General features: G+C 44.6%; 12 protein-coding genes. 10 read left to right on the top strand and 2 right to left on the bottom strand.

The genetic code is table 11. From position 1 onward, the window contains the following. The first annotated feature begins 31 nt into the window (after nt 1–31). From hutU to R7093_RS18775, 3 genes are all read left to right on the top strand, one after another. A complete protein-coding gene (gene hutU / locus R7093_RS18785) occupies nt 32–1,729 on the top strand; it encodes a urocanate hydratase (protein WP_025998636.1) in 1,698 nt (565 codons plus the stop codon). Between the two features lie 11 nt (nt 1,730–1,740). After that, on the top strand, nt 1,741–3,276 hold the full coding sequence (hutH, locus tag R7093_RS18780; RefSeq protein WP_017821814.1) for a histidine ammonia-lyase: 1,536 nt from the start codon (nt 1,741–1,743) through the stop codon (nt 3,274–3,276). A 335-nt stretch (nt 3,277–3,611) separates the two neighbouring features. Then, on the top strand, nt 3,612–4,337 hold the full coding sequence (locus R7093_RS18775) for a DUF3581 domain-containing protein (RefSeq protein WP_017821813.1): 726 nt from the start codon (nt 3,612–3,614) through the stop codon (nt 4,335–4,337). 110 nt (nt 4,338–4,447) lie between these two features. Here the strand turns inward: R7093_RS18775 and R7093_RS18770 are convergent, their stop codons facing one another. Together R7093_RS18770 and R7093_RS18765 are read right to left on the bottom strand one after the other, a co-directional pair. Further along, on the bottom strand, nt 4,448–4,909 hold the full coding sequence (locus tag R7093_RS18770; protein ID WP_033905135.1) for a methyltransferase family protein: 462 nt from the start codon (nt 4,907–4,909) through the stop codon (nt 4,448–4,450). Between the two features lie 73 nt (nt 4,910–4,982). Then, complete coding sequence (locus tag R7093_RS18765) at nt 4,983–8,018, bottom strand: FAD-binding and (Fe-S)-binding domain-containing protein (protein ID WP_064368092.1); 3,036 nt, start codon at nt 8,016–8,018, stop codon at nt 4,983–4,985. A 260-nt stretch (nt 8,019–8,278) separates the two neighbouring features. On the opposite strand from R7093_RS18765, the gene R7093_RS18760 reads away from it, so the two are divergent. The 7 genes from R7093_RS18760 (at nt 8,279) to R7093_RS18730 (ending at nt 14,264) form a co-directional block, all read left to right on the top strand. Continuing rightward, nucleotides 8,279–8,959, top strand: a complete 681-nt coding sequence (locus R7093_RS18760; RefSeq protein WP_262638484.1) for a DUF3334 family protein — start codon at nt 8,279–8,281, stop codon at nt 8,957–8,959. Between the two features lie 208 nt (nt 8,960–9,167). Continuing rightward, nucleotides 9,168–9,863 (top strand): DUF2786 domain-containing protein, encoded by a 696-nt coding sequence (locus R7093_RS18755; RefSeq protein WP_005377954.1) that lies wholly within the window; start codon nt 9,168–9,170, stop codon nt 9,861–9,863. A gap of 217 nt (nt 9,864–10,080) precedes the next feature. Next, a complete protein-coding gene (locus R7093_RS18750) occupies nt 10,081–10,740 on the top strand; it encodes an OmpA family protein (RefSeq protein ID WP_005377956.1) in 660 nt (219 codons plus the stop codon). Between the two features lie 76 nt (nt 10,741–10,816). After that, nucleotides 10,817–11,791 carry a J domain-containing protein gene (locus R7093_RS18745; protein WP_318146778.1) on the top strand — a complete coding sequence of 325 codons (975 nt, stop codon included), beginning with the start codon at nt 10,817–10,819 and terminating at the stop codon, nt 11,789–11,791. 177 nt (nt 11,792–11,968) lie between these two features. Further along, a complete protein-coding gene (locus R7093_RS18740; protein WP_005377960.1) occupies nt 11,969–12,151 on the top strand; it encodes a hypothetical protein in 183 nt (60 codons plus the stop codon). Between the two features lie 413 nt (nt 12,152–12,564). Beyond that, nucleotides 12,565–12,957, top strand: a complete 393-nt coding sequence (locus R7093_RS18735; RefSeq protein ID WP_109168452.1) for a SulA-like leucine-rich domain-containing protein — start codon at nt 12,565–12,567, stop codon at nt 12,955–12,957. Between the two features lie 203 nt (nt 12,958–13,160). Then, nucleotides 13,161–14,264: a phosphoribosylaminoimidazolesuccinocarboxamide synthase gene (locus R7093_RS18730; RefSeq protein WP_005377963.1), complete on the top strand. Its 1,104-nt coding sequence runs from the start codon at nt 13,161–13,163 to the stop codon at nt 14,262–14,264. The last annotated feature ends 100 nt before the right edge of the window (nt 14,265–14,364 follow it).

Below are 14,364 nucleotides of genomic sequence, written 5' to 3'. Positions count from 1 at the left end.
TGGTCATCACGAGAAACTAAAGGAGTCTGAAATGACACAGCGCCAGGGACAAGATCCACGACTTGATACAAGCAGAACAATTCGTGCACCTCACGGAGATAAACTGCGCGCAAAATCTTGGCTAACCGAAGCCCCTCTTCGTATGCTGATGAACAACCTTGATCCTGATGTTGCAGAACATCCACATTCACTGGTTGTATATGGCGGCATTGGCCGAGCAGCGCGAAACTGGGAATGTTACGACAAGATTGTTGAAGTACTTGAAAGACTGGAAGATGACCAAACGCTTTTAGTTCAATCAGGCAAGCCTGTTGGTGTTTTCCCTACTCATAAAAATGCCCCACGCGTGCTTATCGCAAACTCAAACCTTGTTCCGCATTGGGCAAACTGGGAACACTTCAACGAGCTCGATAAACAAGGCTTGATGATGTACGGCCAAATGACCGCTGGCAGCTGGATATACATTGGCTCGCAAGGTATCGTACAAGGCACATACGAAACGTTCGTATCTGTTGCAAAAAAACACTTTGACGGTGATGCAAATGGCCGTTGGATTCTAACGGGTGGTCTTGGTGGCATGGGTGGTGCTCAACCTCTCGCTGGTACAATGGCGGGCTTCTCCATGATTGCAGTAGAGTGTGATGAATCACGTATCGATTACCGCCTACGTACAGGCTATGTCGATAAGAAAGCGACTTCTTTAGATGAAGCGCTAGCTATCATTAAAGAGTCAGACACACCAGTATCGGTTGGTCTACTAGGTAATGCAGCCGACGTTTTCTCTGAGCTGGTAGAACGTAATATCACGCCTGATGTAGTAACAGACCAAACGTCTGCACACGACCCGCTCAATGGCTATTTACCACAAGGCTGGAGCATGTCTCACGCAGCAGAAATGCGTTTGCAAGATGAAGCAATGGTCGTAAAAGCAGCGAAAAAATCCATGGCTGTGCAAGTTCAAGCGATGTTAGAGCTGCAAAATCGCGGCGCCGCAACACTCGACTACGGTAACAACATCCGCCAGATGGCCTTGGAAGAAGGCGTAGAAAACGCATTCGATTTCCCTGGCTTCGTTCCAGCCTACATTCGTCCTCTATTCTGTGAAGGTATCGGTCCTTTCCGTTGGGCTGCTCTATCTGGCGATCCTGAGGACATTTATAAAACCGACCAAAAAGTAAAAGAGCTAATTCCAGATAATCCGCACTTACATAACTGGCTAGATATGGCTCGCGAACGCATCCAGTTCCAAGGTTTACCTGCGCGTATTTGCTGGGTTGGTCTTAAAGATCGTGAGCGTCTTGGTCAAGCATTCAACGAAATGGTGAAAAATGGCGAACTTAAGGCGCCCGTTGTCATTGGTCGAGACCACTTAGACTCTGGCTCTGTAGCAAGCCCGAACCGTGAAACCGAAGGTATGATGGACGGTTCTGACGCCGTATCAGACTGGCCATTATTAAACGCGCTACTCAACACGGCGGGCGGCGCAACTTGGGTTTCACTGCACCACGGTGGTGGCGTAGGTATGGGCTTCTCGCAACACTCAGGTATGGTTATCTGCTGTGACGGCAGTGAAGATGCCTCACAACGTATTGCCCGCGTGCTGCATAACGACCCAGCAACAGGCGTGATGCGTCATGCTGATGCGGGATACGATATCGCTAAACAATGTGCAGCAGAGCAAGGGCTAGATTTGCCAATGCTCAACGAAGAACTGAAGAAGCTCAAGTAAGGATGAAAGAGATGTTAAATTTAACGCTAAAGCCGGGTCATATTAGCTTAAACGAACTACGCCAAGTGAGCCGTTCACCAGTCAACCTTACTTTGGATCCTGAAGCCATTCCGGCCATTGAAGAAAGCACACAGGTCGTAGACCGAGTCATCGCGGAAGATAGAACAGTTTACGGAATTAACACTGGTTTTGGGCTATTGGCTAACACACGAATAGCACCAGAAGATTTAGAAACACTGCAACGCAGTATCGTTCTTTCTCATGCGGCAGGTATCGGTGAGTTTATGTCAGATGAAACGGTTCGTCTGATGATGGTATTAAAAATCAATAGTCTGTCTCGTGGCTTTTCTGGGATTCGCCTAAAAGTCATTAATATGCTGACCGACCTAGTCAACGCACAAGTTTACCCTTGCGTACCTAAAAAGGGCTCTGTTGGCGCATCAGGTGACTTAGCTCCTCTAGCCCATATGAGCACTGTATTACTGGGAGAAGGACAAGCTCGCCACAACGGTAAAATCATTTCCGGGCAAGAAGCATTAAAAATCGCAGGTCTAGAGCCTATCACTCTGGCGCCAAAAGAAGGCTTAGCGCTACTAAATGGGACTCAGGCATCCACAGCGTTCGCATTGGAAGGCCTGTTTATCGCGGAAGACCTTTTCGCGTCAGCAACCGTTTGTGGTGCAATGTCTGTTGAAGCCGCTCTCGGCAGCCGACGTCCATTCGATCCGCGCATTCACCGTGTACGTGGTCATCGCAGCCAAATGGACGCAGCACTCGCATACCGTCATTTGTTAGACACATCGAGTGAAATAGGTGATTCGCACACTAACTGTGAAAAAGTGCAAGACCCGTATTCTTTGCGCTGTCAGCCTCAAGTGATGGGCGCGTGTTTACAGCAAATCCGCAATGCGGCCGAAGTATTACAAGTAGAGGCGAATTCCGTATCAGATAACCCGTTGGTGTTTGCTGAAGATGGTGACATCATCTCTGGCGGTAACTTCCACGCGGAGCCTGTTGCAATGGCAGCCGACAACCTAGCACTTGCGATTGCCGAGATCGGCAGCTTGTCTGAACGTCGTATGGCATTACTTATCGATAGCGCGCTATCAAAACTGCCACCGTTCTTAGTCGACAATGGTGGTGTGAACTCTGGTTTCATGATTGCTCAGGTTACCTCCGCTGCGTTAGCAAGTGAAAACAAAACACTCGCTCACCCAGCGTCAGTAGACAGCTTGCCAACATCTGCAAACCAAGAAGATCACGTCTCAATGGCAACATTCGCGGCTCGCAGATTGAAAGAAATGGGCGAAAACACTCGCGGTATTCTGGCTGTCGAATACCTCTCAGCAGCACAAGGCCTAGACTTTAGAGCGCCAAACAAGTCCTCTGAGCGTATTGAGATTGCGAAACAAATGTTGCGTGAAAAAGTATCGTTCTACGATAAAGATCGCTACTTTGCTCCAGACATTGAACAGGCAAATACTCTGCTTAAGCTGGCTATTCACAACACGCTCATGCCAGAGAGCTTGTTACCAAGTGTTCAATAACCAAGCATAACTGGCATTTCATCGAATAAACAGATAATGACTTGAAGGCTCTACGTTCTGCGTGGAGCCTTTTTATATACGATTAAACATATTGATGGCACTATTTATGAACGCCTGTCTACTTTGATGGCTATACTTTAAAAGATAGGCGAGCGAAAAGGTCGTTGTTTATTGTTTTCACAAATAAAAGCGTTGCTAAAGTATGCGTTTTTAACGGTTTATCCGCCGAAATAATTTCTTATTGTTAGGGTACGGTGAAGTTTTCACTGGATGGACCATTGCTACGCAGATATTCGCATATAATCCCACACAGTTTTGGTTACTACGTAAAAATTATGTTTCTAACACCTTATTTTTCAAACACTAATCACCAGTTTCAGTTCACTCGCGAACAAGCAAGCCACTTTGCAAAACGTGTCGCAGGTGACTACAACCCAATTCATGATGAAGACAACAAACGCTTTTGTGTCCCTGGGGATTTACTTTTCGCTGTGCTTCTCAGTAAAGAAGGCGTTAGCCAAAAGATGCGTTTTAACTTCTCTGGCATGGTAAACGATGGTGTAGCACTTCATATTGAAAATAAGTGTGACAAAGAAAGCGCTGTTGTTGACGAGGCAGGTAAAGAATACTTACACATGTCCCGTGAAGGTGAAACTAACCACGATCCGGCATTTATTGAGCATGTAGTGACAAATTACGTGCAATTTTCTGGTATGAACTTCCCTCACATCATGGTTCCTCTTATGGAAGAGAAGCAAATGATGATTAACTGCCAGCGTCCATTAGTTATTTATGAAAGCATGGAAGTCGAATTTTCACGCTTAGACCTTACGCATCCAGAGGTGGATTTCACTGGCGCAACATTCGATGTAGAAGGAAAACGAGGTGTAGTCACCTTAAACTTTGCGTTCAAAGAAGACGGTGAAGTCGTTGGTAAAGGTATTAAGCGCATGGTTGCAAGTGGCTTGAAGCCATATGACCAAGAAGCGGTTGACGACCTTGTACGCCGCTTTAATGAACGTAAGGATGCATTCCTAGCAAAGTTCGTTAAGGCAGCCTAGTCGACTGCCCTATCAGAAGCGCACAAAAAACGTGTTTACTAAAAGAAAGTCCAACGTCTACCGTTGGGCTTTCTTTTTATGTCTCATCCAAACAAAACTAAATGCAATGCTTAGAGCCAGCGACGAACATGATTTTTATAATCCACATACTCTTCACCAAACAATCGCTCTAAAACGCGTTCCTCAGGCTTGATTTGAAACCGATTCATATAACTGACAAATATCACGCCACAAAGCACCACACTCAAGTGCTGCCACCACAAACCAGTTGCTATGATTAGAAGCAATAATGCCGTGTACATAGGGTTGCGTGAAAAGGCAAACACACCAGTTCTTACAACAGAAGATGCCGCTTCAGGTTTTACTGGGTTCACTGTGGTTTTTACCTTGCGAAATTCATACACGCCAGCAATGCCCATGTAGCCAGACAACAAAGTTAATACACCTACTACAAATTCAACAAAGGGTACTCGAATGTTCATGCTCGGCGTCAAAACTTTAAGTCCGTACATCAAAAGTATGACTAGCAAAAACACCGCAACAGGTGGGACTTTGAGTTCAAGTTTTCTCAAGATTCATATCCTTTGAAAGGGTCTAAGTACGGTTTCTAAAAAGCCCAGTAAAACTGGGCTTGATTTAGTCCGATTACAACAAAGTTAACAATGCCTGAACGGGATGCTTGGGCTTCGTTCCTTCAAAGCGTTTCACTTGGCTGCGGCAAGAATAGCCTGTAATCAAACATCTCTCGCTATCCAACTTATCTAAGCTTGGCTTCCAGCTTAAATTGTAAATGTCTTTCGACATCGACAACTTATCAACCTCATGACCAAACGTACCCGCCATACCACAACAACCAACAGGTACCGTATTCAAAACTGCACCAAAGTGAGCAAAAATAGCGCCCCACTCTTTTTCCGCATTTGGCATTTTGGTTTTTTCAGTACAGTGCGCAAACAGATACCAAGGTTCCTGCGCCTTATGCTCTCCGCTTTCAAACGCTTCTAGTCTTGGGTAAAGCCATTCGTGGGCTGTTAGTACATCGAAATTACCTCGCTTACTGCCAAGCACTTCAGCGTATTCATCTCGATAACACAGCACCAAAGCAGGATCGACGCCAACTAATGGAATATCCAGATCCGCTACCATCGCCAAGAACTTCGCTGTGTCGGCTGCTGTGTCCTTAAACTGACGTAAAAACCCTTTAATGTGTTGTGCTTTACCATTCGGCTTAAACGGCAGAAGCACCGGATTCATACCCAGCTTTTTCAATAACTTAACGAAGTCTTCAACGACATCAGCGTCGTAGTAACTAGTGAATGGGTCTTGAACAATTAAAACATGTTTGCTCTTTTCAGACGAAGACAAACCACTGAGCGCTTGCAGATCATAAGGCGTTGTCAGCGACTCTACTCGTTGTTTCAAGGTGGGTACTGATAACAACGGCGCATCGACATACCCGACCGTAGATGCCGTTAAACTTTTCACCCACGACTGCTTCAAAACACCATTTACGACACCTGGCGCTTTCGCCATCATCGGCAGCATAGTCTCAATGTTCGCAACCAGATAGTCTTTTGCAGGACGTTGGTAACGAGAGTGATAGATGTTTAAAAAGCGCGAGCGAAAGCTCGGAACATCGACTTTAATCGGACACTGACTCGCACACGCTTTACACGCCAAACAACCATTCATCGCTTCATACACTTCGTGAGAGAAGTCATACTCGTGACGACGATTGATAGAATGACGTACGCGGTCAATCATGGTTTTGATTGATGTTTTGTTTTCTAGTGTTTGCTTTTCTAAGTCAAGAATATCAATGCCTTGCTCAGTAAGCTGACGCAACCACTCGCGAACCAAACCCGCACGACCTTTCGGTGAATGACGACGATCGGCTGTTACTTTCATCGATGGACACATTGGCGAGCTGGTATCGTAGTTAAAACACAAACCGTTACCGTTACATTCCATCGCTTGTTTAAAGCTGTCACGTACTTGAACGTCAATCTGACGGTCATAGTAACCACGTTTGGTATCGGTAACTTTGACAAGCTCTGCATCACTATCCAGCGGTGTACAGATTTTGCCCGGGTTCATTTTGTTGTGTGGATCGAATGCCGCTTTCACACGTCTCAGTTCAGTAAACAACTCGTCGCCGAAAAACTCAGGGCCATATTCTGAACGGAAACCTTTGCCGTGTTCACCCCACATCAAACCGCCGTATTTCGCCACCAGCTTGACCACTTCATCAGAAACTTCGTGCATCAATGCTTCTTGGTGCGGGTCACACAAATCCAACGCAGGACGTACGTGAAGCACCCCAGCATCGACGTGACCAAACATGCCGTAATTCAGAGACTTGCTGTCTAACAGTTCTCGAAACTCTACAATGAAGTCCGCCAGGTTTTCTGGTGGCACACAGGTATCTTCAGCGAATGCGACCGGTTTAGCACGACCTTTTGCTGCGCCTAACAAACCCACCGCTTTTTTACGCATGTTGTAAATACGCCCAATGCTCGCTACATCGTTACAAACTTGGTAGCCGATAATGCCCGCTTCTTCTGTTTCCAACATGGTATCGAGCTTGGCGGTCAACGCTGCAACCTGAGCAGCAACTTCCTCTTCGTCCTGACCTGCGTATTCCACCATATTGATGCCAAGCATCTCTTTATTTGGAACATCGGTAAGTAAATCGCTCACGGTGTGCCAAACGATATCTTGCTTCGCGAGATTAAGCACTTTTGAGTCAACGGTTTCTACAGACAGCGCTTTCGCCTCTACCATAAACGGTGCATTACGCAGTGCAGAATCAAAGCTGTTGTATTTAACGTTAACCAACGTACGCGCTTTCGGAATTGGCGTCAGGTTCAGCTTTGCTTCGGTAATAAATGCCAATGAACCTTCCGCGCCGCAAAGTACTCGTGTGATATCGAAACGGTCACCGTCTTCATTCAAGGCATTTTTTAAATCGTAGCCCGTTAAAAATCGGTTAAGAGGAGGAAACTTATCTACGATCTGCTGGCGTTTTTCACGACATACGGATTCCGTTACACGTAGCGCCTTGGCAGCAAACTCGCCTTCTTTTGGGTAACCATGGGACAAGTCCGACTCTAAAATTGAACCATCAGCAAACACCGCTTGTAGCGACAAAACATGATCGGATGTTTTTCCGTATTTCAGAGAACCTTGACCAGAAGCATCGGTGTTGACCATGCCGCCAATCGTTGCACGGTTACTGGTAGATAAGTCTGGAGAGAAGAAGTAGCCATAAGGGCGAACAGCGTCATTTAACTGGTCTTTCACTACACCAGTTTGTACACGAACCCAGCCTTCTTTCTCATTAATCTCAAGCACTTTGTTCATGTGGCGAGACATATCCACCACAATACCTTTGGTTAGCGACTGACCATTGGTCCCTGTGCCGCCACCACGAGGTGAAAAGGTAATTCGTTCGTACTTTTCTTTATTGCTCAGTTTCCCGAGGAGAGAAACATCTTCTGTCGTTTTGGGATGAACGACAGACTGAGGAAGTTGCTGGTAAACACTGTTGTCAGTGGCAACCGCTAGTCGGCTTGAATATTGGCTTTCGATATCACCAGTGAATCCGGCGTGCTCAAGCTCTTTCAGAAAACTAAGAACAAGAGGATCGACATCAGTTTGCGAGTGTAATCTTGGTAACATTTGCTTCCTGCCCCTACGACGCTGATCCGATCAGCTGCGGGTTGTGTAATTATTTGCTCACTTCTCATACAAATTGGCGCTAAGCGAAAAAACACCACAAAAGAGTTAGTGAAGTAATATTCTTTGAATTTCGTCACTTTACAACATTTAAAAAGACGAGCAAATCAGAATCTCGATACAATAATTAAACTTATGCTTTATTTTTTCACGCTTGATGCCTACATTGGGGAACGAATCGCGTTTCTAGATGAGTTTTCAGAATGAAAAAAAATAAAATTGTGACCACTGAAGATATCCTTCTCAAACTTTGCCAGTCTGTTTCTGGCGTACTTACTTCGGCGACATCTTCTCAAGTAAATTATTCAGCAATGGTGCAAAAAATCCACAAGACTAGCCTCAAACCAGATTTTGGCTGTTTTGTTCTGTTTGATGGCGGATTTACCGGGCTAGTTGTGATTAATTTTACGGCAAAAGCCGCACTGGAGATCTACACCAACTACATGCGTAATATGGGCATGCCAGAAGAAGAACTGGCAATATCTCATACTTCTGACGAGGTAGGCGATGTTCTGGGTGAACTCATGAATCAACTGGTCGGAGACTTCACTAATAAAATTCGTAAAGACCTGCAAACGAACATCACACAAAACCAACCAAAAATGCTGGCGCTGAATAAGCAAGTTATCTTACAAGTTGATACCAACCTTGACCGCCCTCAAGCGCGCAGAGTGACGTTCTCCACCGAAAACAACAATATTTTCTATCTCGAACTAGCAATGGATAAAACTGAGTTCATCCAACTGGAAGAGTTTGAAGTTGCTGAAGACGAAAACCCAGACGACATTTTAGAGGCAACACGTAAACAGTTGGCTGAGAAAGAATCTAAATCGTCGGGATCAAACGATGATGCCCATGACTTGCTCAACCAGCTCGGGTTGTAATTCTAACGAATCTTAATGAAGAATGGCTTCTTAGACACAAGTACGACTTCATACTGATTACGACGAACTAAAACGCCAGCCTCGCTTAATGCGAGGCTTCTTTTTATGTGCTGAAATTATCTTCAGTCCCACCTTGTATTTCGTTTTTATGTCAAAAAAGGTAATATGTCTGACTTCATAAATTTTCTGCTTTCGTTACTGGTTGTCGATGGATAAACAAAAAGCTCTGAAAAAAATCGCCAAGTGCTTAGAACTGGGCAATTCCGCTAATGTTAATGAGGCTGCCAATGCTATCAAAATGGCACATCGCCTCATGCTTAAATATGGTCTCGATAAAGACGATATTGAGTTCATCAGAATGGGAAAAACACAATCTTCTCATCTGCTACCAGCGAACATCAGTTCTACCATATTGCGAGTGATTCGCGGCATTAACACAAAATTCGGTGTCGAAGCAGTATTGTTGAATCACAAAGGGCTCAAACGTGTCGAATTTATCGGTGAAGCAGATCGCGCTATTTTTGCTGCATTTGCTTTCGATATTGTTTATCGCGAGATGAACGAAAGTACCGGACAATTCCGAAACAGCTTTGCTGGCACCGGCACCTCTTCTCAGGAAGTGACTCGCCGTGTGAACTCATTTGTATCTGGCTGGGTGGAAGGCGCGATTGAAAAATTGCCAATTATTTCTCCAGATGAAGAGTCGGCCAATAAAATTAATGACTATATTGATAAAGAATTCCAAAACATTGACCGCGAAACGTTCAAGAAGCAATTGAAAGAAGCGATGAAAAACCTAACTGAAGACTACGAAGTGGGCTTAAAGAAAGGTAGAAAGGTTTCAGTTAACCGTGGAGTGGGCGGCGAACAAGCACGCAAAATGTTGGGCGATTCATCGAAATAGCCAGGATAGTAAAGGATTCACATAAGCAGCAATGACTTCGATGTCTATGGGGCTTACTTTGAGAGCTTTGGCAGTATTGATAGGAATTTTCTTACAGAAACTCTTATCAATCTTACTTTCTCATAACAAATATTAATGCTTGTTTATTCATAATTCGCATCCCATTATGAGGCATGGTTTCGCCTCAGTTTTATACGGAGATTTTCCCTTGAAAAAGATGCCTATTGCACTAGCTCTAGTGCTAGCTCTTACTGGCTGTCAAGCCACTCAACGCCAAAATGCAACAACGGGTGAATACGAAACTAACTCCACCACGCAAGGCGCGCTTATTGGTGCGATCGCTGGCGCAGCAATCGGCCTAGCAACGGGTGATGATGCTAAAGAACGTCGTCAGCATGCACTCATTGGTGCAGCCGCAGGCGGAGCGACTGGCGCTGGCGTTGGTTACTACTTTGACCAACAAGAAGCGGAATTACGTCGCGCTTTGCTAAACTCTGGCGTACAAGTTCAGCGTGTTGGTGAAAATCAGCTTTTACTGCGTATGGAAAACGGTATCGGCTTCTCTTCAAGCTCTTACCAGCTTGATGCTAGTATCCATAATACTCTACGCGGTGTTGCTCGCATCCTAGTTGAGTACCCAGATACCAGTCTCGTTATTGACGGTTACACGGATAGCACAGGTAGTGAGTCATACAACCAAACGTTGTCAGAGCGCCGTGCAGAGTCCGTACGTCAATTCCTAGTATCTCAAAACGTTGCACCTGGTCGTGCAATTGCACGCGGCTACGGCGAACGTAACCCAATTTGCTCAAACCAAACTTCTGAAGGTCGTGCGTGCAACCGTCGTGTTGAAATCCAGATCTTGCCACTGAAGTAATTTGGTTGCACCATAACGGTAATAATAAAAAATTACCGGAGCAGGCCTAACCATTATCGTTAGGCCTGACATATTAATGTCTGTCAAAACGTCTGCCCTACTCTGCTTATTTAGCCTCAGCTTTTCTGGCTACTCACTTGCCTCTCAAGCTCCAAATGACCCCATCGAACAATACGAGTACGCACAACAATTATTGGCATCAAACGAAGCTGAAGCCTCACCAGAAACGCGCTACTGGCTAGAGCAATCCGCCAACCAAGGTTACCTCCCTGCACAAAAACAGCTCGCGAACGACTTTGCTAAAGGGATAAATGGCGAAAAAAATGAAACACAAGCGTTATATTGGCTAACCTCTATCGCACTCAATGACCCAACCGATCGTGGCTTTCTTCTCGCCGATTTTATTCAGCGCAATCCAGGTAAGGTCACAACTTCTCAATTGACTGAAGCCTTGTATCAAATGGCTTCTCAGCATAATCCAGCAGCAGAACAAACTTATAATCAACTGTTAGAGCTGCGCTTCAACCAACTACGAGCTAAACAAGTCTCGCAAATAAAGTCGCTCGATAAAAAAGCAGAGCAAACACAAGAAGAGAAAAGCACAGTTGCAACCCCCAAAGTAAAACACTCGCAGTTTCTATGGCTGATTTGGCTAGCGGCGATCCTCATCATCAGCGGCTTAAGTTTCCTCGTGATCAAAAAACTTAAGCAGAATAGAAAAGCGCGTGAAGCCAAAGAGGAAAGCCAAAATCAACGAATGGCGGAAAAAATAAAAGAGCTAGAGTTTACGAACAAGCAACTGAAGCGTCAGTTAGAGAAAGTATTCAGAGAATTTAAGAAATCCAAAACTCAGGCAGAAAACCATAAGCTAAGCGTCGCGTGTGCTATGTTTGGCTACACACCACAACACATCCCTGATTTACAAGCAATCAAGCTACGCTATAGACAGCTATCAAAGCTTTATCATCCTGACACAAGAGGCAGTGAAGAAGAAATGAAGCGACTCAATCATGCCTTTAAGCTCGTCTCACAAAATGTTACAAAACAGTAAAAATAGGTCAGGATACTTTGGCTAGCATGCTTTTAGACCTATATAATCAAGCGCCGCAATCGATCTCCCTCTCAAACAAATTAACAGACATTTAACTTAAGTCGCGCTTTTATGCCATAATGCCCGGCGCAAAATAACACCTAACGACTCAAATTAATCTAGGTGGGGAGAAAATCAATGTTCACTGAAGAAGGCACCTGTGATTGGTGTAAAAAACCTAGCCTTGTAACTCGTCACGATTATTTAGATGGCAAGCACCACTACTCATGTAAAGCTTGCTACGATATGGCGAAAATCGACGTGCGCCTATTTAACCAAGGCGAATTACAAATGCGCGAACGCTTGCAACGAGCGAGCTAAGCAAGACGGAATCAACGGAACTGATTTTCAAAGGCGCCTTTTAAGGCGCTTTTTTGATCGGCCAAGCCCTATTTCCAATCTCTATCTCGTATTCCCTCCTATCCTACATAGCATGTCGCATCGGTTATCAGCCCCTCTCCTACTGTATACAAACCACTGCCCGTGAAAAAACACCTGTATATACAGTAGTAAACCCCTGTATGTATCTCGTCCAATTTTCTACTCATCTCACATTTTTAAATTGATGTTAGACATATCAGAAATATAAAATAACCGAATAAATTCAACAATTTAAAATAAAACCCTTTTATTTCCTTCTCGAAAAACCGCAAATAACTTTTGAAAAACGGGTTGATCAGGTCGCCAAAACAAACTACTGTATACACATACAGCATGTATAAAGGAACAGTAAGATGCAGTTACAAAGTCAATCTCATACATACTCTCGTTACAACGTATTGGCACAAGCAACTCAGCCCATGGCCGTTTCGGATCAGCTTCTATCTAAGCTGGCTGTTTTATCGCAGCAGAAACAATGGATTTTGTTTACAGCAGACTGCCCTCGCCCTGACTTTGAACAACTCACTGCTTCTAATATTTGCTGTAGAAACGTGATTCAAATGAAGCCTTCTCAACAGCTTTCAGAAGTCGAGATCGTGATCAAAGCCATCCGATCAGGTAATGCCAGTGCTGTTGTCGCATCAAATAAAATTGCACTTATGAATCAATCGATGTTGCACGACATGGCGCAACGCTATCAGTGTGAAGTCTTTTTCGTCGAAGGCAGAGTTAATAAGTACCACTAACAAGATCGACGTTATCCATCCTGCATCTCGCCTCCTTTTTAAGGGGGCTTTTTTTGTATTAAAGAAAACAGGCAAACGTTTGCTTTTTCTCTGGCGAGTTAAAATAGTTCTGGTATGATGCCCACATTCGATTTATTCAGCGCCCACATTTTGCTGAATATCTTCTCTTTCTGACGTTTGATTAAGATGATAGGAATGTCGCAATGAGCCTTGCTAATCAAGTACTTGCCGTCAATGACGACCTGCCAATTCGCACCCATAAACCCGTTCATAGTGGAAAAGTTCGTTCAGTTTACTGGTTAACTGAAGAAGACAGCGCCCGACTGATCAAAGAAAAAGGATACAATGTCGCTCCAGATGCGCCTTTGGCTATCATGGTAATTAGCGACCGCATCTCTGCATTCGATTGTATTTGGCATGCTGAAGGTGGTCTTAATGGTGTCCCGGGTAAAGGGGCTGCGCTTAATGCGATTTCTAATCACTGGTTCAAACTGTTCAAAGAAAATGGCTTAGCAGATAGCCATATTCTAGACATTCCTCACCCTTTTGTTTGGATTGTACAAAAAGCCAAACCGGTAAAAATCGAAGCCATCTGCCGCAAATACATCACGGGTTCGATGTGGCGCGCTTACGCAAATGGCGAGCGCGAGTTTTGTGGAATCCAACTTCCTGAAGGGTTAGGAAAAGACAAAGCACTGCCAGAGTTGCTAATGACCCCATCCACAAAAGGCATTCTAAAAGGCATTCCCGGTGTGCCAGAAGCGGATGACGTAAATATTACTCGTCAAAACATCGTAGACAACTACGAAGCATTTAACTTCTCAAGCGCTGACGATATCGCACTCTACGAAAAATTGCTGAAAGAAGGCTTTAACGTTATCAGCCAAGCGTTAGAAGAAATCGACCAAATCTTTGTCGATACCAAATTCGAATTTGGTTATGTTCATGATGCTGCTGGCAATGAAAAGCTGATTTACATGGATGAAGTGGGTACACCAGACTCGTCTCGTATATGGGATGCTAAAGAGTACCAAGCAGGTCACATCGTAGAGAACTCAAAAGAAGGTTTCCGCCAGTTCCTACTTAACCACTTCCCTGACCCAGATATCTTGCTAAATAAAGAACGTATGCCAGAGCGTGAAGCACTCGCTCGTGATAATGCTTTACCCGTCGAATCTTTGATGGCGATTTCGAGCACCTACATTGGTATTGCCGAGAAGATTACAGGCAAGCCGATTCATTTGAGTGAGAATCCGAAAGCGGAAATCATCGAAGTTCTGAGCAAAGAATACGGATTGATTGACTAGCACTGTCGCTAGATTGCTAAATGCTTGACCCGTCCTGATATGGGTTGACACTTTTTAACTAAAACGCTCGATGTACTTCATCGGGCGTTTTGTATTTTAA

The organism is Vibrio sp. 1580 (assembly GCF_033340055.1).
Note: the sequence above shows the minus strand (reverse complement) of the source record. Positions and strands in the feature narration are given on the sequence as shown.